This window comes from Mesorhizobium sp. BH1-1-5, from assembly GCF_020165615.1.
In the GTDB taxonomy this organism is placed as follows: domain Bacteria; phylum Pseudomonadota; class Alphaproteobacteria; order Rhizobiales; family Rhizobiaceae; genus Mesorhizobium.
Genome location: NZ_JAIUIM010000018.1, coordinates 34,676 through 59,354, shown reverse-complemented (window position 1 = coordinate 59,354; position 24,679 = coordinate 34,676). Strand labels below are relative to the sequence as shown.

The window sequence follows — 24,679 nt, the reverse complement described above, 5'->3', positions numbered from 1 at the left end:
GTCGGGGTGCCGGCTATTCCGCCGGCGATGGTTTCTTGCGGAATAGCGCCGCCAGATTGTCCCACAATTCGATCTTGGCGCCCTGGCGCTTCATGATCACGCCCTGCTGCAGGATCGACAGCGTGTTGTTCCAGGCCCAGTAGATGACGAGGCCGGCCGGGAACGAGCCCATCATGAAGGTGAAGATCACCGGCATCCAGGTGAAGATCGCCGCCTGCGTCGGGTCCGGCGGCGCCGGGTTCATGCGCATCTGCAGGAACATGGTGATGCCCATCACCACCGCCCAGGCGCCCATATGCGGCAGGAAGGCGGGCGCCGCGAACGGCAGCAGGCCGAACAGGTTGAAGACCGACGTCGGATCGGGCGCCGCAAGGTCGTGGATCCAGCCGAAGAACGGCGCGTGCCGCATCTCGATGGTGATGTAGAGCACCTTGTAGAGCGAGAAGAAGACCGGGATCTGCAGCGCCACCGGCCAGCAGCCGGCCAGCGGATTGATCTTCTCCGTCTTGTAGAGCTCCATCATCGCCTGCTGCTGCTTCATCTTGTCATCCGCGTATTTCTCGCGGATCTCGACCATCTTCGGCTGCACCTTCTTCATATTCGCCATCGAGGCATAGGACTTGTTGGCCAAGGGGAAGAAGATGGCCTTGACGACGACGGTGGTGGCGAGGATCGCCAGGCCGAAATTACCGAAGAATTTGTAGAGCGTGTCGATCAGCCAGAACATCGGCTTGGTGATGAAATAGAACCAGCCCCAGTCGATCAGAAGGTCGAACTGGCGGATCTGGCGGTCCTTGGCATAGGCGTTGATGGTCGAGACTTCCTTGGCGCCGGCGAAGATCTCGGACTCGACCGTCGTCGACTGTCCCGGCGCGACGCTGATCGCGTCGGACAGATAGTCGGACTGGTAGCTGTGGCTGTGCGGTCCGTCCTTGAACTCGAAATAGGAGAATTTCGGCTGGAAGGGCTGCTTCTCGGTCGGGATGAGCGTCACAGCCCAGTACTTGTCGGTGATGCCGAGCCAGCCATTGGTCGACTTGCTGGGCGTGTATTCCTTGTCCTTCTCGATCTTGGCGTATTTGTACTCCTGCAGCCCTTCGCTGCCGGTCACGCCGATCAGGCCCTCATGCAGCACATAGGTGCTGGCGACGGCCGGCTTGTCGAAACGAGTGACGCGCCCGTAATTGTAAAGCGAGACGGCGGCCGTTCCGGAATTCTGCACCGTGTCGGAAACGGTGAACATGTATTCGTTGTCGATCGAGATGGTGCGCTTGAACGTCAGGCCCTTGTCGTTGGTGAAGGTCAGCGTCACCGGCGTCGACGGCGTCAGCGTCGGATTGCCGTCGACGCTCCACACCGTGTCCGCGCCCGGAACGGCGCCGGTCGTGTCGTTGCCGACGAAGCCGATCTCGGCGAAATAGCCGTTGGGCAGCGAGGAGGGATTGAGCAGCTCGATCTCGGGCGAATTCTTGTCGACCGTCTCGGTGTAGTGCTTGAGCTTCAGGTCGTCGAGGCGCGCGCCGGTCAGGTTGATCGAGCCCTCGAGGCTGGGCGTGTCGATCTTGACGCGCTTGGTCGCGGCGATCGCCTGATCGCGGCTGGCCGCCGTCACGGTATCGCCGCCGGGCGCGTTGGGGATGGCGCCGGGCGCCGGAGCCTGCGTCCCGGACGCGCCCGAAGTGGCGGCACCGCCCGCTTCCTTCTTCTGCGCCTCGACGCGTTGCTGCTCGATGCGGGTCTGCTCGCGCTGCTGCTCCATCTTCGGGTTCATATAGAACACCTGCCAGAGCGTCAGGATCAGCACCGACAGCGCGATGGTGATGAAGAAATTGCGGTTGTTTTCCATCGAAAGCCCTTGGCCTATCGTGTTCCGCGCAGCCGGCGGGAAAGCTCGGCCTTCAACTGGCCGAACGGTATGGCAAGCACGTCTTCACGCCCGACGATGACATAGTCATTGCCGGGCGCCATGTCATCGGCGGCATGTACGCGCACGGCTTCCCGCAGCCGCCGCCGGACGCGGTTGCGCACCACGGCGTTGCCGACCTTCTTGGTGACTGTGTAGCCGACGCGCGGCGCGGACGCATCGCCGCGGTCGAGAACTTCAACGAGAAAAAGCCGTCCGCGGCGTTTCTCGCCGCCGCGCACAGCCAGGAAATCCGCGCGTTTCAGAAGCCGTCCGGGAACCTGTCCCTTTGGCTTGCCGGTTGCGGGCAACGATCTCGTCTTCCGCTCAGGCGCTGAGCCGCTTGCGGCCGCGATTGCGGCGGGCGGCAACGACGCCTCGGCCACCCTTGGTGGCCATGCGGGCACGGAACCCATGCCGGCGCTTACGGACGAGCTTGGACGGTTGGTAGGTACGCTTCATTTGTTTTAATACCGCGGGGTGCGGCCCTTCTTGATTCTGTCACTCTGTAACAGGAGCTTTGCCGGGCCGGCTTAGGCGCGATCGAAACCGCGCCGGGACAAATGGCCCGAGCGTGAGCGGGCTTATAGAAAGAAGGTTTTTGGAAGTCAATCCAGGGTGCTTCCAAGGGCATTTTTTGCTGGACCAAGGTTGAAATTGGCAAAAAAGCCGCAAATCGCATAACCTTGGCCGATCAAGCCTTTGTGAAATGCGCGTCAATGACGGGTGAAACTCTGTCCACGAACGGGAAGGCAAGGCCGGCGGCGGCGAATTCGACGCGCCGGGTGCCGCTGTCGCGCGGCCTGTCGACCAAGCTCCTCCTGCTCACCATCGCCTTCGTGCTCCTGGCCGAAGTCCTGATTTTCCTGCCCTGGATCGCCAGCTACCGGGTCAATTGGCTGAAGGAGCGGTTGAGCACCGCCGCCGCCGTATCGATCGTGCTCTTGCAGGGCGAGCCCAACGCGCTGTCGCACAACGCCCAGAACGACGTGCTGATGGCGATCGGCGCCAAGGCGATCGCCGTGCGCGACGGCGGCGTCTCGCGGCTGCTCGTCGTTTCCGACATGCCGCCGCAGGTCGACGTGCATATCGACATCGCCGATGTCGGCCTGGTCAACGGCATGACCGGCGCGCTCGACACGCTGTTCTTCGGCGGCAAGCGCATGCTGCGCGTCTTCGGCCCGGTCGGCGACAGCGACAAGGAATTCGAGCTGATCATGCCGGATTACCGCTTGCGCGACGCCATGCTGAGATACTCGCGCAACGTCGCCGTCGTCTCGCTGCTGATTTCGCTCTTCACCGCCATGCTGGTCTATGCGGCGATCGACCTGATCATGATCGGGCCGATCCGCACCATGACGCGCTCGATCCTGGCCTTCTCCGAGGCGCCCGACGATCCCGGCCGCGTCATCCGCCCCGGCGACCGCGCCGACGAGATCGGGGTGGCCGAGCGCGAGCTGTCGCAGATGCAGGACCGGCTGCAGAAGATGCTGTCGGAACAGAAGCATCTCGCCGACCTCGGCCTGGCCGTCTCCAAGATCAACCACGACATGCGCAACATCCTGGCATCCGCCCAGCTGATGTCGGATCGCCTGCGCCAGGTGAAGGACCCGACCGTGCAGTCCTTCGCGCCGAAGCTTCTGCGCGCCCTCGACCGCGCCGTCTCCTATTCCGAAGGCGTGCTTCACTATGGCCGCACGCAGGAACCGGCGCCGTCGCGCCGGCGGCTGAGGCTGCGCCAGCTGGTCGACGACGTGCACGGCCTGCTCGACATCGAGGAGGGCATCGAGTTCATCAATGGCGTCGAGCTCGCCTTCGAGGTCGACGCCGATTCCGACCAGCTGTTCCGGGTCCTCACCAATCTCTGCCGCAACTCCGTGCAGGCGATGGCCGCCGACACCGAAAGCGCGGTGGTGCGCCGGCTGGCGGTCGCGGCCGAGCGTCACGGCAGCGTCAGCCGCATCACCGTCAGCGACACCGGCCCAGGTCTGCCGCCCAAGGCGCGCGAGAACCTGTTCGCCGCCTTCCGCGGCTCGGCGCGCAGCGGCGGCACCGGCCTTGGCCTGGCGATCGCGCATGAATTGATCCGCGCCCATGGCGGCACGGTCGAGCTCGTCGAATCGATCGGCGGCCGCACCGTCTTCGCCGTCACCATTCCCGACCAGCCGGTGCGGCTCGACCAGGCGCGCAACGGCCTGCGCCGCCCGGCTTGAGGCTGTCACCCCCGGCTGAGCCGCCGATCGGCAGCGACGCAGCTCGATCAGTGCCGGCAAAAACACCTGCGACAAAACTTTTGCCGGGATCGGCTTGCTTTTCGCAAATTCAGTCGTTAGGGAACACTCCACATCGCGGCCGGCCGTCTCGACCGGATCGCGGGGCTTGTGTCACACACGGCCTGTTGCGCGCCCGTAGCTCAGCTGGATAGAGCACCAGACTACGAATCTGGGGGTCAGGAGTTCGAATCTCTTCGGGCGCGCCATTACATCCGATTGAAATTGCTGCATTTTTCGACGTTTCTGCCGACGCGATACCGGCTTGATTTTCGAAATTCAGCCGGTTTTTCAGCCGGTTTTGGAATAATGGATATTGCTTCGTGCCTCGGCGCACCGTAGCGAATGCGAGGTGGCCAGCTTTTCCCAGCCCGCATAGCGATGAGCGCTAACGAAACGCTGGGGCAGGCGTCCGAATCGCTTTGCCAGCTTCAGTGCCTTCTGAACTGGCCACGCTGCTCCGCGTTTTCCTTTTTCAGTGCCGCGACCAGCTTAACCGCAGACTCCCAATGCTTGGCAACATCGCTCCGCGTTCTTTCTCGGCTTCGGTTACCAACCGGCAAGCTTCCCGCGATCGCTTTCAAGTCATCCAGTACGGAAGCGATGTGCGGCCACGGGAAATCGGTAGGGTCACCGATATCCCGATCAGCGCCGACGATCATCTCTAACTTGGCGATGACGCCGATGAGCGACGTCGCCGCGACTTCGGGGAGCGAATCCTGAAGCTTGAGAGCTTCGGTCATCGCAAAGACCTCGGCCTCCCGCGCAACTGCATAGTCCCACGGACCACCGAGGTTGAGCGCTGTCTGGCCCTGAACTTGCCTCGGGGAATCTGCGGTCAATCCCTGAATTCCGGGATTGACCATGATTTGGCTCTCCAATCGCTGCTGCACACGGCACAGCAGCAGGGAGATGTACCGAGCTATTTGCCAATCGCTAACCAGCAGAAGGGCGGGATCGCCTGTTGCGGCCGGTTGCAATTCCGTATCGTTGCGGCTTGCGGCGAGAACAGTCGGCCTTTTCGCTGCCACAGCATGGTCTCCTTCCGTGGGGCAAGTCTCCCGCTCCCCGAATACATATTATAGTTGATAAACTTAAAGTGTGTAAACCTCGATTGTCCGACGCATGGACATGCGTCAGTTGGTTGGAAAAAACTTCGCGCGTATTCGGCGGGAGAAAGGCCTAACGCAGGAGGACGTAGAAGCACGCTCGGGATTCAGTCAGCAGTATCTGAGCAGCCTCGAACGCGGTCGGCGGAACCCCACTGTGATCACTCTTTATGAGCTTGCTCAGGCGCTAGGAGTAAGTCACTTGGAATTGGTCAAGCCGAGCGACTATCCGTAGTCCGTTTAATAGGGAGACCTGGGCGCAAGCCGCTCGCGAGCGCGCCAACTAAATGGCGCTGTAGCGAGCGAGCGGCCACTACGCGCCTCATGGTCAACGCTGGCGCTACGTTCGTGATCCCTGGAACTCCATAGCTTGCCTATCAGCCAAACTACCCGCTACCGGCTGGATGAAAATCAAGCTTTCCGACGTGCTGATTTCTTCGCAGGCGTGGCGACGGGCTTGCGGCCAAGCCCGCTGGACTTCGCGAGGGCCGATCGTTGGGCCGCGTAGTTCGGCGCCACCATGGGATAATCAGACTTCAGCCCCCACTTCGCCCGGTACTCGTCTGGCGTCAGCCCGTAATGCACACCGAGATGGCGCTTCAACGATTTGAACTTCTTCCCGTCCTCAAGGCAGATGATGTAGTCAGGAAACACTGAGCGCTTCGGATTGACGGCCGGCTCCAGCCTCGGCGCTTCAGGTGCAGATGGCTGACCGACATCTGTCAAGGACAAGTGAATTGAAGCGATGAGGTCAGGTAGCCCTGCGACCGGCAACGGATTCTTGCTGACATAGGCAGACACAATTTCGGCAGTCAGTTCGACCAGATCGACCGACTGGGCTTCGGGTTGTTCGTTCAACTATTCGCTCCTGTATGAGATCTGCCGCCCCGCGCAACGTTATATGAGCAATTGTTGGTAACTGCCACCGAGTGGTTTCGGCATCTGCCACGATGTTGGCGCGAAAGATGCCAGAGTTGATTAGTGGTCCAATAGTCTGCGCTAGGCGCGCCGCTTCGTCTCAAAGGTCTGACGCCCGATCGGGCTTGAGGAAGCGGATATGTATCGCCCAGCCTTCTGGAAGGAAGCCGACGAAATGACAGCCCGCAGAAAGACCAACCGCCTTCAGCTACCGGCTCTTGTTGCCGGACAATGGCGAGGAGAGATCGTCGGCTCAGCCAACGTCAATTTTGGCCAGGTCGTGCAGCCTGGCCCGCCGCGCCGATCGGTTGAGTTCACCTATGTCATACTGGCAGCCTCGCTCATCATGCCGAACACAGCATTCAGATGGCCTGGAATCGTCATGATCATGGCCCCCACTCCTATGAAGACGGAACACCCCGATGCGGGTGCTCTTTTTGAGACCGTTGAGCTGCCATCGCTGAGCCTCTCCCTCGACGTCACCAGAGAGCAATTTTCGGACATGCTCCCACGCTTTGAGGCACATCGCCTCAAGGAGTTCTATTTCACGTTGGAGGAAAAGGACGCAGAGGGCAGATGGCCGGTGCGAAGCTGGGGCATGGGTGCCACCAGACTGACTACCTGATAGGCGATATTGTTACGCTACGGTGCGTCCAGAGCTGGAAAGAATGCCGGGAGAGGTCTAGCCGCCGAAAGCCTGCTTTAGAAATGCCCGGACGTCGCTGAAAGATTTTTCTGCCGCTGCCGCATCATACTCGACCCGATGGCCATAGGCTTCGACCGGGGCCTTGAACTCTGGGGCGTCAAATGCGTGCCGGGCGCCTTGGTAGACTTCGAGGCTTACCGGACTTCCCTTGCCGCTGCGCTTGGCCATCATGTCACGACATTTTTTGGCAAGGCTCCAGTCGTCGAGTTCACCCACAAGGATCAAGGTTGGGACCGCCATGTCGCCATTCGCGGTTGAACAAATCGGATAGTAGGCAATCGCCGCCTTGAACTTGCGATCCATCAGCCGCTCGGCGCCGCCGAGTTGCTCGGCCTCTAGCGTTGTGATCCCTCCAGCGGAGAAGCCCATCAAGGCGATACAGGAAGAGTCGACGAAGCTGGACTTCGACAGGAAGTCCAGAGCGCCATAGGCGTCATAGACGCGATCGGCGAGAAGCCCATTGCAGGTGTCGTGAACGCCGCGCGTGCTAAAGCTGTCGACAACGAGTACGACGTAGCCCCAAGACGATAGCCGTTCGGGCCAAACGTCCCTGTCATTGTGGAGCACGCCTGCGCATCCGTGGAGAAGGACTATCGCCGGGAACGGTCCCTCGCCCAGCGGCCGCGTCAGATACCCGTTCAACAGTGTGCCTGGAACAGACTTGAGCTTTTGTCCGCTTTGCTGCGCAACACGGACCTGAAACGGTGTCGGCTTCACCGCCGCGCTATCAAGGTGCACCACCTCGTCGGCGTTCGAATGACCGGCCCAGAGGCCTGCCAACAAGGCTAGCCAAATGCGATTCCCGCTGAATCGAAACAGTCGCGCGCAATGGGCCATTCGCTGCTCCTCTGAGCAACGCCATACTCGTTCAAAGCCTTCCGCAACTCTCCTCACATTGAGGTGTTCTCGTAGCCTTATCAAAATACGCCGCCTGCAAGCCCGGAGCCCGTCATCCCAGGCTGCACATTACAAAAAGCCGACTGGAAACAAGAGGTAGGGCATTGTCTGCAATGTGCAAGGAAGTGCGACACATTGCGAAATCAGCACGTAAATACTTGAAAACAAACAACCGGCCGAGCGCGCAATGTGTGCCTTTTATCTTGCCATCTTCAACGGTCGTATTTCGCGAGACTTACTTACTATCGTCGTTAATCCTATACGCTACGATAATACACGATTCCATGCTCTATGCCGCGATTCCGTATTGTGGCGTCGACTCCCGATGCGCCGTGCAGTCCTTCGCGCTCTGCGACGACGTAGCAGCGCTGCTTATTTGCAGCGTGGGAACCGTCGTGGCGCACTTTTCCATCGGACTGACGGAGCATCATCACGGGCAATCCGGCGCGGTCCGGCCGTCTCGCGATCGGCGCGGCCGCAGGCAAGATAACGTGCGTTCTGCCGTTCCTGGTCTGCATCGGTCCTCATCCGCTAGAGTGGATTCCTTGTGTCAGATGGCGCCCGCCAGCGTGCCGTCGCCGTGCGTTCCAACTTCCGTTGCACCGTTCATCGATGCTCTCCCAAAAGCCTGCGATCCTTGATATGAGCGCGCCGGGCAGCATCGCTGAGGTTTCCCTCGGAATCGCCGACATAGAACGTTCCGTCGCTCCACATGGCGTGCATGATCACCGCCAGTTTGCGCGCCACCGCGACACAGGCAGGGGCGCTTGGCGATCTGTTCGTCCCACGTCTCGACCTTGTCTCTGCCCCGAAGCGTGTCATCAGCGCCGACGCCGCCTCGTTTCAATGCGCGCCGTACGTCGCCAGCCGCCGGCTTTTGAGATGCGTCCGCGGACTTCTATCGAGCTGCCGGACTGCAAGCGTCGCGCCGTCAGTCCGAAGTAGGCGGCAACATCACCCGAGCGGCGAAAGCGCGTGACATGGTTGATCGCCGTCATGAACGAGAGCGCCGTCACCGGGCCGACACCAGGATCCGCCATGAAGCGCCGGCACAATTCGCTATTCGCGACGATCTTCACGACAAGGTCGTGCATCTTGCAATGCTGTCCCCCAGCGCCGCGCGTGCCGAAGGATGGCCTACTTCAACTCGGCCGACTGCGCGTTGGCTGCAACCGCATCGCGCACTGCCTGATCGCAGGCGCCGCGCGAGGTGCCGCCCAGCCTGATGCCGAACGCTCTCAGCAAGTGCCGGATGGCGTTCTCGAGATCGAGCAATTTGCGCTTCAGGTTGCGCCGGTGGATCAGAAAAAGCCGCACCCGACAACAGTCCCGCGTCTGGATATACGCCTCGCGGAACCAAAAGGTGCACATCATGTGGGCGATGCCGAACGCGTCGGCAGCATCGCTGAGCTGCGCCGACATTCCACGCACATGCTGTGTCTCCAGGCAGGTCGCCGGAAGGTCGCGTTCAAAACCTCAGGGTGAAGCGCAGGAGCGAGCATCGGCCAGGCAGGCGCGAAGAATGATCTTTGGTGGGAAGCGACTGCGGGCGTTTGTCTGCTAAGCCCCACTGACTGGCAAGGACAGCGACGCTTCGTAGCTGCCCCCGTTGGCACCATCGAAATCAAACTCATAGAGCGTAAGCGGCCCGATGGCACTCGCGCGTTGGCCGAGGAAGAATGAAAAGGCCCCGGGTACAGCCATGAATAAATGAATCTTTTGTCCCGGCGAAGTGTCACGGAGAGACTTGATCTTGGCGACCAGAGACTCTGCGAGCTCGAAGGCATGACGGCCGCAGGTGACGGCGCGAGCACCCGGTGCCGTCGCGATCCGCGCGTCAAGCGTGGCGCGTTCTGCGGGCAGCGACGCGGCCGCATATCTGGACACCGCCGCCGCTACGTCATGAGTGAGACTCACCGTGACGACTATCCCGTCTCCCTCCGGCTTGCCGTCATGCTCACTGAAGGTCCAGTCCGGCCAGGCGGCATCGTGAGGCAGGTCATCGGGCGACCACACGGCACGGCCCGTCGTGCGCTGCTCCAGCTCGATAAGACGCCCCGATTTGATGTTGAGGACCGAACCTGCCGCAAATGAAAGCGTGAGGTGCGCGTCGAGGACGAGCCTGATCCGTTCGCTCTCGCGCGCGGCTTCAAGAAGGAAGTTCTTCAACGCTGGATACAGCGTCCCCTGCCAGTCCGATTCCTGCCGTATCTGGCGGTCGGCAAAACCCGGCACAAGGTTGAGCACCTTTGAGCAGCGATCTTCAAGGCGGTCGGTCGCATGCTCGAAAGACTTGACGCCGTAGACCCGGGGGCGACCCTCGCCGGGCTCGCCGATCAGGCTCTCTTTTTCGCAGTGGCCGCGGAAGTTGGCGCGCGTGAATTCCAGCCGGCCCTGCGCCGCCCATTGATAGACCACCTCATCATAGATGAACGCACTCTCGTTCGGGGGGCTGCGTTTCAGTCCTACTGCCCGGAAATGCAGGTCTAGAAGTTCGCGCAACCCATCAAGCGATTCTGACGTTTCCGAAAAAGCGAGGGTTCGCGCGAGGATGCGCAACTCGTCGTCCGTGACACCGAGGTGATCTCGCCAAAGCCTGCGCACGCGGCCCATGGTGCTGTTGTCGGTTGCGGTTCCGAAAAGCATGCCTACACGAAGCGTGTGCGAACGCTCGTTGACGAGCGCGCGCAAAGGGTCGGCACGATCAATGCGCCAGTTGCTAGCGAGCCGGAAGCGCGTGCCCATTCCATCAGGTGCGTGGTCGCGCTGCGCCTTGATGGCGCGCTGCAAATGAGACCGCGCCGTCGCGCCGAGAAATGCCGGATCAACCAGACTGGCATGACCATAGCTGTCGGGGCTGACATGCCATTTACACTGGACATGTTCCCGGCGCAGCGGGTGACCCTCTTGATCGACAAGAGCCGGATCATACTCGACCCACATGTCGTCAAAACCGTTCGCGCCGCTTTCAAAGCCGACCTTTACGACAGGGCCATGGGGATCGAGAAGCAGCGCCGCCTTTTGCCAGAAAAGACGGGCTTGATAGGCTGCTCCATCGCGGGCGACGATAACTGCTTGGGTCACGGGCAGTCCTCCGTATAAGCTGCGCTCATGTCGCCTTGCCGTCACGGAAGCGCGGCGTGGCCTTCATGGCCTGAATGATCTCCATGGCGCGTTCGAACCGGACAGGCCGGTCGGGATAAGCGTCTAGGATAAGCGTCGGCAGCAAGCGCTGCGTGAGGTCGGAGAACGTGTAACCGACCGCGTCCTTATCGCCGCCGGTCAACTTCACGACCTGATCGATCTGCGCCTTGTTGAAACCCAGCTCGGTGAGAGGGTCTTCGATCACGGCGCGCCGCTGTTTGTCGCCAGGCCTGTCGAAGTCGAAAATCTCGGCGGCGCGCCGCTGCACGGCCGGGTCGATTGCGGACAAACGGTTGGTGCAGAGAAGGACGGCCACCGGCAATTGCTTCTCGGCAAGCCGGTCGACGCCGCGGATGAACGCATTGACGCCCGCTCGGTCCTCGTGATGCATCTGGGCGCTTTCGCGGCTCTGCGTCACGGCATCGGCCTCATCGACCAGGAAGATGATGCCGCCCGATGCCTTCCCTGATGAACGCTTTAGTTTTTCTGCGGCAAGGAGCGTCGCATCGAATGCTGCTGACAGCAGCTTGGTCATTTCGCCGACCTTGCCGCTGCCCCGCGTCGCGAGGGACAAGGGGTAGAGCGTGACGCCAATCTTCTCCTGCCGGGCGACAGCGTCACCGACGGTTTCAGACAGGGCGGTTTTTCCAGTGCCGACGTCGCCTGCCAGGATTACCAGCGGCGGGCGCCGCTCTAGGTAGTCGAGCGCGGCCGACGCGCCTTTGTGATGCTTCTCCGCCCACTCGCGCGGGCCAGCCGGATTGACCAAAACGCCGAGAACCTTGGCGAGGCGCGTCTTCGCTTCATCTATGCCCACAAGCCGGGCCAGCCGTCGCGCAGCGCCCATATCGGGAAAATCGAGCCGGCGATCAAAGAGGTCGTCAATTGAAATGGCGTCGCTCATATCTTCATCACTGTGCTGCGGCCGAGGCCACGGCCGCCGGCGATGTAGTTGAGATCATCGGTCCAGTAGCCGGATTCGAGCGGCGGTTCGGTGCCCGACGAGCGCTGGAAGGGGCAGGCGTTTTCAATCGCCTGGCGTTCAACGGCCGTCTTGTTCGACCAGTTGCTGTTGTAAACGAGAAAGGACGTGAAAGTAGCGCCGGCAACGTCAAGGCGCGGCCTGATCTTTCCAGGATCATCGTCCGAGACGAGGATGCCGTTCGCGAGCGCGCGGTAGCGCACCGCCGCTTCGGTCCACTTGCCGTCGCGCTTGAAGCCGTACGTCACAGACTCAACGACGTCGTGGCGGAGATACTCGACGATCTCCTTCTCGTAGTCGTCGATCAAAGCTGTCGACGGTACGCCGTTGTACAGCGACTGGAACCGCAGAAGATCGGTGGCAACCTTCGAGGCGATACGCCGAGCGTGCGCGATCGTGAAGGCTTCGGTATCGGTGATGGAGTACGAGCTCATAGCGCCTCACACATTGAAAGTCGGACCAAAAATCTTCTGCCAATAGCGAACGGTCTCGCCCTTGGTGATCGCGCGCAGCGCCGAGTCGATCGCGTCACCTGCATCAAGGGCGCCTTGAACGATCTTGTCCTTGTTCTGCTGAGTGTAGAGGGCGCTGACGTTGTTCTTGTTGTTGACGGGGTCCCAGATCCGGACAGGCGCGCTCGAAGCTGCACAGGTCGCCGGGTTGTAATAATCGGCAAAGGCGATGGCCGTTTCGAAATCGTCATTGGCTATGAAGGCGAAGACCTTCCCCAGCGCCGACGGATAGTCGTTCAGCGCCAGGCCGCGATCGGCGAGATAGGCTACGATCAGTTCGATCATGAAGGACTTGAAGCGGAAATTTTCGTCCTGCTGCTTGAGCAATTGGCTCCAGAACTTCATGAACCTTACGACCTGCGCGAAATGCTTGTCGTTTGCAGACTTGCGCTTGCGGATGAATTCGAGGTGCATCGGCACGCTCGTCATCAGCCTTTCGCCGGTGTCTTGAGAGACAAGGTCGCCGCGCCACTGCGGATCGCCTGCATAGAGAATGGGGACGATGTCGACTTCGTTGCCGGTGGTGATGAAGTTCACCCCGACCGAATACGTCTTGCGTTTGATTTGCTCGGGCTTGAAATTCGGGAACGCCGTCTCGAGCTTTTTCGCGAGCCAGTCGATGAGGTCGGAAATTTTGTCCGGGGCCGAGTCCGAAGACACGTAGCAGCCCACGTCGATATCGCTGATCGACTTCAGCGCCGTTCCCTTGGCGAGGCTTCCCGATAGCAGCATCTTGCGCAGCGCGAAGTCGGGGTGGTCTGCCAGATACGTCTCCAAACGATCGCGCAACCGGTTGGCCTGCGCGCGTAAATCCGCAGCGTCGTCGCGCTTCAAATTCACCCGTTCGTCGGCAAAACGAACCAGGTCCGCGTGATTTACGTGGTCGCGGCTCATGCTACCCCACTCCTCTCGATTGACGATTCTCGGTTCACGGGGTAGGTTACTATATGGGTCGTGTTTAGCTGTCAATATAGTTTCTATCCCCATTTATGAGGCTTGCGATGAATGATGAAGTGACCGGCATCCGGTGGGGGGTCGAACAGCGGCTGGAGTTCATAGAATTCCGTCTGTTCTGGGAGGGCGGCGTCCGCCGCAAGGACATCGTAGACATGTTCGGGGTATCGGTGCCGCAGGCATCCAAGGACTTGACGCTCTATCAGGAGCGGGCACAGGGAAACGTGGATTACGACAAGAGCGGCAAGCGCTATGTCGCGTCGCCTAATTTCAAACCGAGATTTTTGCAGCCCGATTCTGATGGTTATCTATCGCGGTTGCGCTCGCTGGCGGAGGGGTTGGCGAAGCCGGCGGAATCATGGATCGGCTATCGCGCCGATACGGATATCGCCCTTACCCCGCATCGAGAGGTAGAACCTGTTGCGTTGCGGGCTGTTCTCGACGCCATGCGCGATGGAAAATCGATAGAGGTATTGTACCAGTCCATGAGCGACATTCGGACCGAGCCGGTATGGCGGCGGATGTCGCCCCATGCCTTCGGGTATGACGGTTTTCGTTGGCACGCCCGGGCCTATTGCCATATCGACGAAAAGTTCAAAGACTTCCTGCTACCGCGCATTCTTGACATTCGTTCCCCCGGGCCGAGCGGAGCCAAAAGCCACGAGGACGCGCTCTGGCATGAGCGCGTTGCAGTGGAAATCACGCCCCATCCGCAACTAACGGCAAGCCAGAAGACCGTCGTCGCGAAAGACTACGGCATGCAGGATGGCAAAGCCGTCCTGTCCATTCGCTTGGCCATGTTGTTTTACGTCTTAAAAAGACTCGGCTTGCTTCGCCACCCGGAGCAGGAGAAGCCGCGCGCCCAGCATATCGTCTTGCTCAACAAGGAATATGTTATGGCGGCGCAGAAGCGTGCGGAGTTTTACGATGTCGGCAGCGCCAGCGCGCTTTCTTCATAGTCAGGACGACACTGGAACTCGAGGTACCGGCTCGGTCCCTATGCCAAAACCAGTGAAGGATCTGCTCACGGCGTGCGTCGGTTTGCCGTCCTCGATTGCACCTCATGCTGGTGCGAGCCGGATTCACCGCACCTGCAAGGACAACAAAAGTTTAGGGTAGGGCTGGTCAGAATATCGCCTGGAATGCTCTACTGGGGCTGCCGTTGAGTATGGCCTCCTCATGCTTAACTCCGATGTTTGCAAATTCTATTCGCCCGGTCTGTTCCTCCCAAAACATCAAGCGTAGGCCTGCGCCTTTCTTTGTGACGTGGACACGCCTAGAGCCTGCTTTGTCGATCGGTCTCTTCTTCTGGAAATCCCGTTCGAACAAAAGAGTATTGTCCGCAACGACAGTCGAGCAGCGATCCAGCGTTGCCCCGGCATGTTTGTGCGTACCGGCCGCCTGGTTGGCGGCGAGTGATGCATAGAAATTCTCGCCAATTCCAAACTTGCGGCCGTAGCTAAGTGGGAGATGATCGACGACTACCTCAAGCTTCTGGGCCGCTCTCAACGCAATGGGCAGCGCGAGCTCAGATCCATCTGATGCCATTCTCCAGAGCGCCGCCGGCGCCAAGGAGTTAATGAAGCTAATTGGTGACTCGGTGACCGGAACGCTAATCTCGCAATCGGTGACGGTCCTTGTCGTGCCGTCTGACATTGTAGCTCTAATATCCGAAGCAAAGACGCCCATCGACTCTTCTTCGATGTTAAAGCCCGGAACTATTGCCAGGATTTCTCCAATAGCAGGATCTCCCTGAACCAAGACGCCTATAGCGCACGTTAACTTGTGTGTGCTATCTAGTAACACCTGAGATGTGCCCTTCAGAATCTCTGCGGCGGCACACTGCGCGTCGCAGGTATCTATCTGAACGCCAATTACTTCTCGCAGCGATCCAGCCCTGCTGAGTATTTTAAAAATACGCTTATTGATGTCTCTTGCTGAAAAAACTTCGTTCAAATGATGCAACTCTAAAAGCGCCTGGATGTTGTGTATTGCGGGGAAGCTATTGGCAGCCTCCAGAACCTCAACCGCATCGTCGCTAACCACAATGTTTATACAATTTTGACGCCCGCACTTTTCCGCCCAAACCTCCAAGCGATCGAATATTTTGTGGAGTCCGTCGACCGTGTCAATTGCGCTGGGAACGGCAAACATTGATACATCTAAAAAAGCCGCCGGCCTCATGCTTCATCCCGAGTCGATGCAGTCTTCTCGCTATTCTTTTTCTTTTGTGCAGCTCTAAGGATTGCCTCTGTCTCACTCTCCGATTGGTCAAAGAAATCGTCTGGCCAATCGAGAACTGCTCCATATTTCGAAAGGCGAACCTCGGAGCACACCGTCTTGCCTTCGATCTTCTGGGTAAAATAGATTTTCACCTTTTCATTCAGGGCCTCGCCTGGCGCCTGAGCTATTCGTAGCCTGAATCGCTCGACCAAATATTCACTATGAGTTTCCAGCAGACATTGTTTACCCAGGAGACTCAACGAAAAGAAAAAATCAGCCAACCTAGCTTGAACTTTTGGATGGAGATGAAGTTCTGGTTGTTCAAACACAAGGAGACTCGGAGTGTTGGCCAATAATGACATCACCACGATAGGCAAGAGCTGGCTAACGCCCACGCCGACGTTCGTCAAATCATGAGACTTGCCATTCTGATCGACACTGACTTGAAGCTGATGTCCTATTTTTCCAAGATCGGTCGTACTGACTGCCTCGGCGACGCCCAGGTAAGAAAGCCAATCCTGTACGGCTTGTTGAAGAGGTAGCTTCGCCTTTTTCGCCCCTATCAACATGCTGGCGTCGGAACTTTTGAAGCACTCAACAAGAGTCTCTCGGTGAAGATCCAGGACCGCCGCTGTATGTTCGCCTCGATACCCTACATCTTTGGGATTGATCAAAGCCTCGAGCGGATAAATGGGGCGAGGCTCATCGCGCAACGGGCCGAGATAGTAAATGCCAGTCTGGAAAAAGTTTTGGATGTGCTCTGCTGCGGCAGAAAAATCGTGAGACACACCTGATTGGAAACCCTTCTCGGAGAGATTGCTCCCTAGTTCGAATATAAGGTGTTGCACATCTTCCTGCCGCTCAATTAGTGAGTGGCGCAACGCCTGACGCGCACGAGAGCTGTGCCGAAAGAGATCGTCGAGACTGCGAGCAAACTCTTTGGCTGTCCACCTACGGGATTTCCAACCGGCCATGGCGTCTGAGAGTCTGGGGGCCCTGGGCACAAACCGGGTGGCATCACCGTCGATTGGCTTAAACTCCCCGACATGATCTACAAGTAGGCTGATCACCTCCGATGGGAGTACGTATTCGGTTATCTCCGGCTCTACAAAACGCAAATTGGCATTTGGCGTAACGAGGTATTCGGAGACTTTTTGAGAGAAGTATTTTCGCTGATTGTAGTAAAATCCAAAGCGAAATGGAAAGAAGTGTCGGAGATCCGCCCCAATCAAAGAATTTTCTGGCCGTCGACCGGTGATGCTATCTCTAGTCAGTGGATCTATTCGCTTTGCGGTATATGGAAAATGTAGATCATATTTGTCCAACGAAGTGTCGGCATCAGTAGAATTTAAGTTCTTTTTAGCAAGATTGACTGACGCGCTCCGAGGGCCTTTTTCTTCGTCAATATCAACTTTCAAAGACAGCGCCGTCAATGTCGGTTGCAATTGTAACAGTTCTGCACCAGGATTGTCGCGATTACCCCGCTTGGCCACCGACTTGTTTACACCGAAGCTCAGCGAATATGTCGCTCGAAGCGGATTATCCGCCCCCGGATAATACATGTAACGACTGGGAATACCGCCAGGTGAAAAGCGATACGATTGCAGTTCATCCAGAACCCATCCTATAGAAATATCGGGCGACGGGTTAGTTGTGTTCTTTATGTCGTCAAAGCGCCCTAGCTTCAACAAAGGGCCATTAAGCCCTATTGGCCGTGTTACAGGCGCATATTGTAGCGTCTGTTTGATCAGTAAAATACTCTGGATTATGGAGCTTTTACCACTGCTATTGGAGCCCGCAAGGATTGTTATCGGGGCCAACGGCAACGTAGTGTTGCCGCTAAATGATTTAAAGTTGCCGATAGACCACTCTGTTAGCATTATACCCCCACACTTAGCCATCCTTGCACGTGCTGGTGGAAAATGGCAACTTGAATTTAAATCTCCTACAGCGTCTCGTTCGGTACTTCGAGTGGTGGTAGAAGGCCTAGCCATCATCGCTGTAGCCTTTCCAGGCTGGCCACGGATCATAGCATCGACTTCGTCCACTTCGCTGTCATTGTTCGCGAATTGGTTGATGGTGAAAACGTGCAAGGCCCCGGTAACGGCTGCCCACAATGGCTCGAGGTAAGAACACCGGGGTAACTGGCGCCTCTAGCGCTTGCATTGCCAAGTGTGCAAGCTGAACGGCGCGGTAGACCACTCGCCTTCGGAGGGAATTTCTTCTTTCCTATGCGGCGTTGCGTGGGGCGCTGCTGTCTTCCCGCCTCCCGGCGTTTATTGCTGCAAGCGTCGCACGTGGGCCAAGCCAAGAGCGAATTTTTGCGTCCCTAGTGGCCATGTTCCGCAAAGCGCTGAATATCTTGTCGCTGATGGCTTGCTGTTGCGCGCGGAGGTGATCTTCAAGCAGCTTGTGTCGCGATATATATCCCGCATTCACGCCGGGGATGGCGTGATTCATTAACAGACGTGCGTCGAACTCGGAAACGCCCGCAGGGGTCGCCAGTGTTCTAAACGTCTGGCGTAAGTCATTGCCCCACTTAGAAAGAACGTCCCGGTCTTCCTTCTGCTCGGCCAGATGGCCGCTGTCACTGTCCGCCGTGAAGAGCCAGTTCTTGGCTTTAGAGGGATAGAAATGATGGGCGAAGCGGATCGTGCGCACAAGACAAAGGATCATCTGGCGCGACAATGGAATGTCGAAGGCTCGGTCCGCACCACCCTTGGGTTGCGGGATGTGCAATGTGCGTCGGCGCATATCCAGATGCTGTGGCTGTGCCTCCATGAGCGCCGTTGGACGGCACCCGGAAAGCAGAGAAAAGAGATGGAATTCTCGCCTGATGGGGTTCTGCAACACAGCAACCTGATGAAACCAAGAGGACAGATCGTCGAGCCCCATGGCTGTGTTGCGTCGTTTTTCTGAATTCCAATCTACGATGCTTGCCGGGTTATCGGCGGGGAGATAACGATGGGCCCTGCGCGCATGATTGTAGACTGCGCGCAAGGTCCGCATGCTCCCGTTAGCGATGTAGGGGCCGTGGTCCTTGGTAATTTCATCGTGTCTGGTGATGACTTTGGCCGGATCTTCGGCCAGGTCCTGCAGCGGCGTATCTCGCCATTGCTTGAAGAGTCGTTCAACGTGGTCGCGATAGCCCTCGATCGTACCGTTGCTTCGACCCTTTCGGATCAGGTGCGCATCGCGATAGCGCTCCCACGCGAGGCCCAAGGTGACACCTTTGGGGGATGCATCTGTCTGTTGATCGGACTGTACCGGCGGTCCTTCCCGAGGCCCACTAGCGCTGCCTAGTTGCTCCGTCGGCAAGGCAGGTTTCGGATCCGGGTGTTGCCCCTTGGAAATCTGCGCGAGATATGTCTTCGCTATTGCTCGAGCCTCGCGTGTCGACATGGTCTCGCCTTCGCCGATCCGTACCGAGATCGATGCAACTCGCTTGCCATCCTTTCGCAGGTCTCCTTGAACGGCGAATGTCTTGCTTCGTCTGCCGACGATGACGTGGAACCCCTTAAGCTGGGTGTCGCGGGCGCGATACTGTCCCGAGCTCGGCGCCTTGAGGTCGCTGACTGCCCGGTCGTTGATAAGGATACGGATGTCGACCATAGCGCGGCTCCGGCAAGTCTAGTGGACGTCGGCCAGAAAATTCAGCCGGCGTTTCAGCCGGTTTTAGATTCGCACAGGATCTACCGTCGTGTCTACGCCAAACCCGTCAGTCATGCGCAAATAGCTGAAGTGGAAGATACATTACAACCATGGCGAAAGATTGGATACTCGCGGCAGTTCGCAAAACTAAACTACGAATCTGGGGGTCAGGAGTTCGAATCTCTTCGGGCGCGCCAAAATCTCGAAACCGTCCATTCGCGCCGCATCCACGAGGTCGACACCCCAAAGGTTTTTCGACCGGATGATCCGCTTGGCGGGAGCGGACGGGGTGTTCATCCGCACTCCAAAAACCAATTGCAAAATAAAATCGGTCGATCTAACCTGAACCGATTGCATAACGCAATCAGATTGTGCGAACGCCATGTGAGGAACAGGCAATGGCCAAGCTCGTGTTCGGAATGAACCAGTCGCTGGACGGTTACGTCGATCACATGGCGTTTGGGCCGAGCCCCACACTCTTCCGCCACTTCATCGAGGACGCGCGGAGGCAGGCCGGCAGCATCTACGGCCGTCGCATGTACGAGATCATGCGCTATTGGGACGACGATCATCCTGAATGGGATTCCGAGCGGCTTGCCTACGCGGCGGCGTGGCGGCGCCAGCCGAAATGGGTCGTCTCGCGTTCGTTGCAATCGGTCGGCCCCAACGCCACGCTTGTCGAGGGCGATCTCGAGGGCGCGATCCGCAAGCTGAAGGCCGGACGCGACGGCGAGATCGAAGTCGCCGGCCCGGACCTGGCGCGAAGTCTCACCGAATTAGGCTTGATCGATGAGTATCGGATCTACCTGCACCCGGTGGTGCTTGGTCACGGCAAGCCCTATTTCGCCGGACCCCGGCCGCCGCTGCGCCTGATGGCGCATGACCGGATCGGCGAGGATGTGATCCGGTTGTCCTACGTTCCCGCCTGATCTCGCGATGCCCGCCCGTCTTCGGGCGCGCCATTCAGTGTTCGAACGTCCGCTCAGAAATGGTCAGGTGAGTCGGACGATCTTGAAGCCCCCGATCTCCTTGACGACCGGATGATCCTTCCAGCGCTCGACATCGTGCAGCACGACGAGCTTAGACAGGTCGCCGCCGGGTCTCAGATCGCCTGCGGTGCCGTTCGGGCTTGCACGAGCAGCCAGCGTTCGAACCCCCACAAAAGGATCGGACAGGCCATGAGAGCTGCAGAGCCGAGGCCGAGGGCCGCACCTGCGCTGCCAGTCCAAAGCGCAAGCCTGCCGCCGAGCCAAGGCGCGATCAGCATCGTGGCGTAGTAAACCATGTAGAAGAGTCCCATTCCCAGCGCCCGTGTCGCCGGCGCCAGCACCCGCGCCGGCAGGCTCATGATCGATCCGGCCGGGAGCCCGCAGACGAGGCCGAGCGCAACCAATGTGGGCGGCACCGGCGAGCCGCGCCACAACAGAGCAATCAGTGCAGCGAAAGCGAGGCTGCTTGCGACAAGCAGCGCATTGCGGCTTCCCGCGCGGTCCGCGAGGTAGCCTCCGAGCGGAACCGAAAGGGCCGTGAGCCACAGCACGATGCTGACCTCTGAGCCGGCCGCGGCCGTCGACCAGCCGCGCTCGACCAGCATCGACGGCGCGAAACTGAAGATCATGGCGAAGCCGACATTGTACAAGGCCCATATCGCGCCTGCCAGCAGCACGGCCCAGACGGCAGGCGGCCCGAGCCGCGCGGCTTGCGCCGAAGCCGGGGCGACGGAGTGGCCCGGCGGCCGGTAGCAAAACCCCACCAGCGCCAGGGCTGCGCCGATAAGCGCCATGACCGCGATCTGCGTGCTCGCAATTCCGAACCCGGCCTGGATCAGCGGCAGCGCGACGAGAGTCAGGGCAATGCCCAGCGGCCATGAGTTGATGAAGATCGCCATCGCCGTAGCGATCTGCCGGCCCGCGAACCAGTCGACCATCATTTTGGTCATAAGTACGTTCAACAGCACGCCGCCTGTGCCGGCGATCAGCCGGCCTGCGATCTGCACGCTCCATGAACTCGAGCTGCAAAGCAGTGCCTCGCCCGCCAGCATCATGAACAATCCGGCAAGCACGGTTGCCTTGTCGCCAAAACGCCGTCCGATCGCACCGCCCGGGAACGCCAGCGCGATGCCCGGCGCGAAATAGAGGCCTATGAGCACGCCTATGTCGGCAAGGTCGGCGTTCAATGCCTTCCCAAGCTCCGGCGCGATGGCCGCGATGCTCTGGAATTGCACCGCCATCGCGGTGCGAGCGACGAAGAGGACGGCAAGGATCGTCCAGCGGCCGCGCACGGGTCCTCCTACGGACTTTCGAATTATCCAGGCCTGATATTTTGGTTCAGCCGGAAGAAATTGGTCGGATCGTACTGCTTCTTGATGGCGGCGAGGCGCGCATAATTGGCGCCATAGGCATCACGCACGCGCTCGTCGCCTTCGTCGCCAAGATTGTTGGCATAAACGCCGCCGGTTGAGAACGGTCTGACAGCATTCCAAAGCTCGCGCGCCCAACCGATATTGGCCGCATCATCGGCCGGATCGTCCCAGATGGCGATCGGGAAGCAGTCGAGCGCCGCATCGCGGTTAGCGTAGGGCGATGCCGACGCGGGTACGCGGGCGATCGCGCCGCCGACTTGCTGGAAGACCAGCAGGGACGAGCGATTGGGGGCCTTGGCGTAAGCGTCAAGCAGCGCCTCGATCGCGCCATCGCTGATCCCGCGCAGGAACTGCGCCTTCCAGTAATAGCGTCGCCCGCGTGGAAAGAGGCTGTCGCCCGCCGATTGAATCTGGACGTAGGGGATGGCTTGGAGCCGGCTATCGATGGGAGATCCGAATTTCATCAGCGGCGCGACGACGGCCTCGCCGGTTTCGGGCGGCCCGGCATAGCAGGCGGAAATGCTGAAGGTGCGCTCGCCCGAGGGCAGCGTGACGAGCGCGGCATCGACGCTCACCTCGTCCGGGGCGTCGCGGGAGAATTTGTCGTAGAACCGCATGGCCTCCTGCGCCTGATCCCAGGCGTGAAGCACCGAGCCCACGAGAAGGTCCGGGCCGAGCGGGTGCAGCCGGTATTCGAATGCCGTCACGATGCCGAAATTGCCGCCGCCGCCGCGCAATGCCCAGAACAGGTCAGGGTGCTCGCCGGCGCTTGTCCGCAACAGCCGTCCGTCGGCGGTGACGATTTCAGCAGCGATCAGATTATCGCAGCTGAGACCATGCTTGCGCCCGAGCTTGCCGAAGCCGCCGCCGAGTGTCAGGCCGGCAATGCCGGTGTCGCCGTTGACGCCCATGGTCGTCGCGAGACCGTAGGCCTGTGTGGCTGCGTCGAACTCGCCGAGATTGAGGCCGGCTTCGGCTTTGGCAATGCGGCGCTCGGGGTCGATCGCGATCTTCTTCATGCGGGATAGATCGATCACCAGTCCATCGTCGCAGACCGACAGACCGGCGACGTTATGACCGCCGCTGCGAACCGCCACGAGACAGCCTTGCGACCGGGCATAGGTCACCGCTTGGACGACGTCATCGGGATTGGCGCAAAAGATGATTGCGGCAGGGCGTTTGTCGATCGCCCCGTTCCAGACTCTGCGCGCCTGATCGTAGCCGGCATCCGTTGGCAATACCAGTTCGCCTTGCAAGCTCTGCCGCAGCTGTTCGATCGCGGTGCCCGCAGAATGAGATCGGTCCAACCGCGTGTCGGCCTGTTGAGGAATCTCCATCGTTGTCTCCCTCGGTTCCAACAATGCTAAGGTCTCACAGGAACCCGACCTTCCGCAAAAGCGAAATTCTTAGCGACTGGGTGAGCAAAATTCATCTACATTGCCGGCATGAGAAACTTGCCGCCGCTCCGTGCTTTGCACGCCTTCGAGGCCGCCGCCCGGCATGGCAGCTTCAAGGCCGCGGCGGTGGAGCTCGGCGTGACGCCGACAGCGATCAGCCACCAAATCCGCTTGCTGGAAGAGATATGCGGCCGCAAGCTGTTCCAGCGCCGGCCGCGCCCGCTTGCGCTGACAAGCGCCGGAGCGCGACTTTTTCCCATCCTGCGTAACGGCTTTGATATTCTCGCCGGCTCCCTTGCCGCGGTCGCCGAGCCCGATGTCCAGGCGCCAATGCGGGTCACAAGCCCGAACGCTTTCGCCAGCCGGTGGCTGGTGCCGCGCTTATCGAAATGGCGAGAGGCCAACCCGGCCGTGCCGCTGGAGATCATCGGCACGGACGCGGTCCTCGATCTGCGCGCTGGCGTCGCGGATGTGGCGGTCCGCTACACGCGGCGCCCGCCTCTGGGATTTGCGGGGCAAGAGCTGTGCCGCGATTCCTTTTTTCCCATATGCAGCCCACGATTGTTGGCAAGCGATGGGCGGGCGATCGAGCGGGCCGCCGATCTGTTGCGCTATCCGTTGATCCATTTCGACTGGATGAATCGGGACCCGGACGCGCCGACCTGGCGCCGATGGTTGGCGACGGCCCGATCAATCGATCCCGACCTGATCTCCGACAAGGCCTGGGATTTGAGCTTCCGCGAGGAGCTGCATGCAATCGACGCGGTTGTCGCCGGGCAAGGCATCGCTATCCTGAGCGACGTCGTCGTCGGCCGCGAACTGGAAAGCGGCTCGCTCGTCAAGGCCCATCCCTTATCCTTGCCGGGCTATAGCTTCTATGTCGTGTGGATGCAGCACAATCCGCGATCCGGGGTGATGGAGACCTTCCTGGCCTGGATGAGAACCGTCCTGTGAGATTGCCGACCTGCGAGCCGGATTCACCGGGTCGCGGTCAATTCGATTGTCCGGAAGTCTCGCGCCGCGGCGGCTGAAGGGCGCCCGCCTTGCCGTTCGCGCCGTCGAGCAGCGCGATCAATCCCTTGAGGATCTCGATCGGCGGCGGCGGGCATCCCGGAATGTGCAGGTCGACCGGCATCACGTCCGACACGCCGCCGACGACCGCGTAGCTGCCGGCGAAGCAGCCGCCGTCCTTGGCGCAGCCGCCGAGCGCGACCACCCATTTCGGGTTGGGCGTCGCGTCCCAGACCCGCTTCAGCGCCTCGCGCATGTTCTTGGTGACCGGTCCGGTGACCAGAAGCACATCGGCATGGCGCGGCGAGGCGACGAAGCGGAAGCCGAAGCGCTCGATATCGTAGAAGGCGTTGTTGAGCGCGTGCATCTCGAGCTCGCAGCCATTGCAGGAACCGGCGTCGACGGCGCGGATCGACAGGCTCCGGCCGAGCCGCTTGCGGGCAACGCCGTCGAGCGCCCTCGCCAGCTCGTCGACGGCCGCGTCGCTGACTTGCGGCGGGCGCTCGGTCAAGGGCGGGCGGATCAGGCTTTCGAAGAGCAGTTTTCGCATGACGGTGTGCCTTGGTCCGGCTTGGAGCAGTTCAGCGTCTGATAGAACCGCCGACCTGCTTCAACTCTTTGTTTTTGCGCAATTCCGGCC

Annotated in this window: 22 protein-coding genes, 1 tRNA gene and 1 pseudogene; 7 read left to right on the top strand and 17 right to left on the bottom strand. The window is 59.8% G+C overall.

The window, feature by feature from the left end; genetic code table 11:
* Nucleotides 1-13: 13 nt before the first annotated feature.
* Genes yidC through rpmH form a run of 3 tightly spaced genes read right to left on the bottom strand, consistent with a single transcriptional unit; the run spans nucleotide 14 to nucleotide 2,365 of the window.
* Nucleotides 14-1,846, bottom strand: coding sequence for a membrane protein insertase YidC (gene yidC / locus LB572_RS22890; RefSeq protein WP_140801504.1), 1,833 nt, complete (start codon nucleotides 1,844-1,846; stop codon nucleotides 14-16).
* A gap of 14 nt (nucleotides 1,847-1,860) precedes the next feature.
* A complete protein-coding gene (gene rnpA, locus LB572_RS22885; RefSeq protein WP_140801503.1) occupies nucleotides 1,861-2,214 on the bottom strand; it encodes a ribonuclease P protein component in 354 nt (117 codons plus the stop codon).
* Between the two features lie 16 nt (nucleotides 2,215-2,230).
* The gene (gene rpmH, locus LB572_RS22880; protein WP_008833937.1) at nucleotides 2,231-2,365 is read right to left on the bottom strand and encodes a 50S ribosomal protein L34; all 135 of its coding nucleotides are present in this window, start codon (nucleotides 2,363-2,365) and stop codon (nucleotides 2,231-2,233) included.
* A 257-nt stretch (nucleotides 2,366-2,622) separates the two neighbouring features.
* On the opposite strand from rpmH, the gene LB572_RS22875 reads away from it, so the two are divergent.
* Together LB572_RS22875 and LB572_RS22870 are read left to right on the top strand one after the other, a co-directional pair.
* On the top strand, nucleotides 2,623-4,116 hold the full coding sequence (locus LB572_RS22875) for an ATP-binding protein (RefSeq protein ID WP_224669312.1): 1,494 nt from the start codon (nucleotides 2,623-2,625) through the stop codon (nucleotides 4,114-4,116).
* A 189-nt stretch (nucleotides 4,117-4,305) separates the two neighbouring features.
* Nucleotides 4,306-4,382: transfer RNA gene (locus LB572_RS22870), tRNA-Arg, on the top strand.
* A 222-nt stretch (nucleotides 4,383-4,604) separates the two neighbouring features.
* Here LB572_RS22870 and LB572_RS22865 read toward each other — a convergent pair.
* A complete protein-coding gene (locus LB572_RS22865; protein ID WP_224669311.1) occupies nucleotides 4,605-5,204 on the bottom strand; it encodes a hypothetical protein in 600 nt (199 codons plus the stop codon).
* Nucleotides 5,205-5,298: 94 nt separating this feature from the next.
* Here LB572_RS22865 and LB572_RS22860 point away from each other — a divergent pair, with 94 nt between their 5' ends.
* The gene (locus tag LB572_RS22860) at nucleotides 5,299-5,517 is read left to right on the top strand and encodes a helix-turn-helix domain-containing protein (protein WP_202379517.1); all 219 of its coding nucleotides are present in this window, start codon (nucleotides 5,299-5,301) and stop codon (nucleotides 5,515-5,517) included.
* A 176-nt stretch (nucleotides 5,518-5,693) separates the two neighbouring features.
* On the opposite strand, the gene LB572_RS22855 is transcribed toward LB572_RS22860, so the two are convergent.
* Nucleotides 5,694-6,140, bottom strand: coding sequence for a MucR family transcriptional regulator (locus LB572_RS22855; protein WP_224669310.1), 447 nt, complete (start codon nucleotides 6,138-6,140; stop codon nucleotides 5,694-5,696).
* A 199-nt stretch (nucleotides 6,141-6,339) separates the two neighbouring features.
* Between LB572_RS22855 and LB572_RS22850 the strand changes: the two genes are divergently transcribed.
* Nucleotides 6,340-6,825 carry a hypothetical protein gene (locus tag LB572_RS22850; protein ID WP_224669309.1) on the top strand — a complete coding sequence of 162 codons (486 nt, stop codon included), beginning with the start codon at nucleotides 6,340-6,342 and terminating at the stop codon, nucleotides 6,823-6,825.
* Between the two features lie 57 nt (nucleotides 6,826-6,882).
* On the opposite strand, the gene LB572_RS22845 is transcribed toward LB572_RS22850, so the two are convergent.
* The 6 genes and pseudogenes from LB572_RS22845 to LB572_RS22820 all read right to left on the bottom strand — a co-directional run bounded on the left by LB572_RS22845 (nucleotide 6,883) and on the right by LB572_RS22820 (nucleotide 13,335).
* Nucleotides 6,883-7,743, bottom strand: a complete 861-nt coding sequence (locus tag LB572_RS22845; RefSeq protein WP_224669308.1) for a dienelactone hydrolase family protein — start codon at nucleotides 7,741-7,743, stop codon at nucleotides 6,883-6,885.
* Between the two features lie 666 nt (nucleotides 7,744-8,409).
* Nucleotides 8,410-9,302, bottom strand: a pseudogene (locus LB572_RS22840) (transposase); the annotation flags it as partial.
* Nucleotides 9,303-9,363: 61 nt separating this feature from the next.
* Nucleotides 9,364-10,887 carry an SAVED domain-containing protein gene (locus tag LB572_RS22835; protein WP_224669307.1) on the bottom strand — a complete coding sequence of 508 codons (1,524 nt, stop codon included), beginning with the start codon at nucleotides 10,885-10,887 and terminating at the stop codon, nucleotides 9,364-9,366.
* A gap of 25 nt (nucleotides 10,888-10,912) precedes the next feature.
* Nucleotides 10,913-11,851, bottom strand: a complete 939-nt coding sequence (locus tag LB572_RS22830; protein ID WP_224669306.1) for an AAA family ATPase — start codon at nucleotides 11,849-11,851, stop codon at nucleotides 10,913-10,915.
* A complete protein-coding gene (locus LB572_RS22825) occupies nucleotides 11,848-12,363 on the bottom strand; it encodes a hypothetical protein (protein ID WP_224669305.1) in 516 nt (171 codons plus the stop codon). Before LB572_RS22825 ends, LB572_RS22830 begins: the two co-directional genes overlap by 4 nt.
* A gap of 6 nt (nucleotides 12,364-12,369) precedes the next feature.
* The gene (locus tag LB572_RS22820; RefSeq protein WP_224669304.1) at nucleotides 12,370-13,335 is read right to left on the bottom strand and encodes a CBASS oligonucleotide cyclase; all 966 of its coding nucleotides are present in this window, start codon (nucleotides 13,333-13,335) and stop codon (nucleotides 12,370-12,372) included.
* 107 nt (nucleotides 13,336-13,442) lie between these two features.
* Here LB572_RS22820 and LB572_RS22815 point away from each other — a divergent pair, with 107 nt between their 5' ends.
* Nucleotides 13,443-14,354, top strand: coding sequence for a WYL domain-containing protein (locus tag LB572_RS22815; RefSeq protein WP_224669303.1), 912 nt, complete (start codon nucleotides 13,443-13,445; stop codon nucleotides 14,352-14,354).
* Nucleotides 14,355-14,520: 166 nt separating this feature from the next.
* Here LB572_RS22815 and LB572_RS22810 read toward each other — a convergent pair whose 3' ends face one another.
* The 3 genes from LB572_RS22810 to LB572_RS22800 all read right to left on the bottom strand — a co-directional run bounded on the left by LB572_RS22810 (nucleotide 14,521) and on the right by LB572_RS22800 (nucleotide 19,230).
* A complete protein-coding gene (locus LB572_RS22810; RefSeq protein WP_224669302.1) occupies nucleotides 14,521-15,579 on the bottom strand; it encodes a hypothetical protein in 1,059 nt (352 codons plus the stop codon).
* Entirely contained in the window at nucleotides 15,576-17,666 is a 2,091-nt protein-coding gene (locus LB572_RS22805; RefSeq protein WP_224669301.1) for an AAA family ATPase, read from the bottom strand. The genes LB572_RS22810 and LB572_RS22805 overlap by 4 nt, the downstream gene beginning before the upstream one ends.
* A gap of 181 nt (nucleotides 17,667-17,847) precedes the next feature.
* On the bottom strand, nucleotides 17,848-19,230 hold the full coding sequence (locus LB572_RS22800; protein ID WP_224669300.1) for an integrase arm-type DNA-binding domain-containing protein: 1,383 nt from the start codon (nucleotides 19,228-19,230) through the stop codon (nucleotides 17,848-17,850).
* Nucleotides 19,231-19,667: 437 nt separating this feature from the next.
* On the opposite strand from LB572_RS22800, the gene LB572_RS22795 reads away from it, so the two are divergent.
* Nucleotides 19,668-20,198 (top strand): dihydrofolate reductase family protein, encoded by a 531-nt coding sequence (locus LB572_RS22795; RefSeq protein ID WP_224669299.1) that lies wholly within the window; start codon nucleotides 19,668-19,670, stop codon nucleotides 20,196-20,198.
* Between the two features lie 173 nt (nucleotides 20,199-20,371).
* On the opposite strand, the gene LB572_RS22790 is transcribed toward LB572_RS22795, so the two are convergent.
* On the bottom strand, nucleotides 20,372-21,550 hold the full coding sequence (locus LB572_RS22790; protein WP_224669298.1) for a CynX/NimT family MFS transporter: 1,179 nt from the start codon (nucleotides 21,548-21,550) through the stop codon (nucleotides 20,372-20,374).
* Between the two features lie 23 nt (nucleotides 21,551-21,573).
* Nucleotides 21,574-22,989, bottom strand: a complete 1,416-nt coding sequence (locus tag LB572_RS22785; RefSeq protein WP_224669297.1) for an FAD-binding oxidoreductase — start codon at nucleotides 22,987-22,989, stop codon at nucleotides 21,574-21,576.
* A gap of 87 nt (nucleotides 22,990-23,076) precedes the next feature.
* Here LB572_RS22785 and LB572_RS22780 point away from each other — a divergent pair, with 87 nt between their 5' ends.
* Nucleotides 23,077-23,982, top strand: coding sequence for a LysR substrate-binding domain-containing protein (locus LB572_RS22780; RefSeq protein WP_140801498.1), 906 nt, complete (start codon nucleotides 23,077-23,079; stop codon nucleotides 23,980-23,982).
* Between the two features lie 37 nt (nucleotides 23,983-24,019).
* Here LB572_RS22780 and LB572_RS22775 read toward each other — a convergent pair whose 3' ends face one another.
* On the bottom strand, nucleotides 24,020-24,589 hold the full coding sequence (locus LB572_RS22775) for an NADH-quinone oxidoreductase subunit B family protein (RefSeq protein WP_140801497.1): 570 nt from the start codon (nucleotides 24,587-24,589) through the stop codon (nucleotides 24,020-24,022).
* Between the last annotated feature and the right edge of the window lie 90 nt (nucleotides 24,590-24,679).

Bases quoted from the DNA above. Each gene is read 5' to 3' on its own strand.
- LB572_RS22815 (WP_224669303.1), top strand. From the start codon at position 13,443: ATGAATGATGAAGTGACCGGCATCCGGTGGGGGGTCGAACAGCGGCTG.
- LB572_RS22830 (WP_224669306.1), bottom strand. From the start codon at position 11,851: ATGAGCGACGCCATTTCAATTGACGACCTCTTTGATCGCCGGCTCGAT.
- LB572_RS22850 (WP_224669309.1), top strand. From the start codon at position 6,340: ATGTATCGCCCAGCCTTCTGGAAGGAAGCCGACGAAATGACAGCCCGC.
- LB572_RS22825 (WP_224669305.1), bottom strand. From the start codon at position 12,363: ATGAGCTCGTACTCCATCACCGATACCGAAGCCTTCACGATCGCGCAC.
- LB572_RS22875 (WP_224669312.1), top strand. From the start codon at position 2,623: ATGACGGGTGAAACTCTGTCCACGAACGGGAAGGCAAGGCCGGCGGCG.
- LB572_RS22820 (WP_224669304.1), bottom strand. From the start codon at position 13,335: ATGAGCCGCGACCACGTAAATCACGCGGACCTGGTTCGTTTTGCCGAC.
- LB572_RS22775 (WP_140801497.1), bottom strand. From the start codon at position 24,589: ATGCGAAAACTGCTCTTCGAAAGCCTGATCCGCCCGCCCTTGACCGAG.
- LB572_RS22795 (WP_224669299.1), top strand. From the start codon at position 19,668: ATGGCCAAGCTCGTGTTCGGAATGAACCAGTCGCTGGACGGTTACGTC.
- rpmH (WP_008833937.1), bottom strand. From the start codon at position 2,365: ATGAAGCGTACCTACCAACCGTCCAAGCTCGTCCGTAAGCGCCGGCAT.
- LB572_RS22860 (WP_202379517.1), top strand. From the start codon at position 5,299: ATGGACATGCGTCAGTTGGTTGGAAAAAACTTCGCGCGTATTCGGCGG.
- yidC (WP_140801504.1), bottom strand. From the start codon at position 1,846: ATGGAAAACAACCGCAATTTCTTCATCACCATCGCGCTGTCGGTGCTG.
- LB572_RS22800 (WP_224669300.1), bottom strand. From the start codon at position 19,230: ATGGTCGACATCCGTATCCTTATCAACGACCGGGCAGTCAGCGACCTC.
- LB572_RS22780 (WP_140801498.1), top strand. From the start codon at position 23,077: ATGAGAAACTTGCCGCCGCTCCGTGCTTTGCACGCCTTCGAGGCCGCC.
- LB572_RS22845 (WP_224669308.1), bottom strand. From the start codon at position 7,743: ATGGCCCATTGCGCGCGACTGTTTCGATTCAGCGGGAATCGCATTTGG.
- LB572_RS22810 (WP_224669302.1), bottom strand. From the start codon at position 15,579: ATGAGGCCGGCGGCTTTTTTAGATGTATCAATGTTTGCCGTTCCCAGC.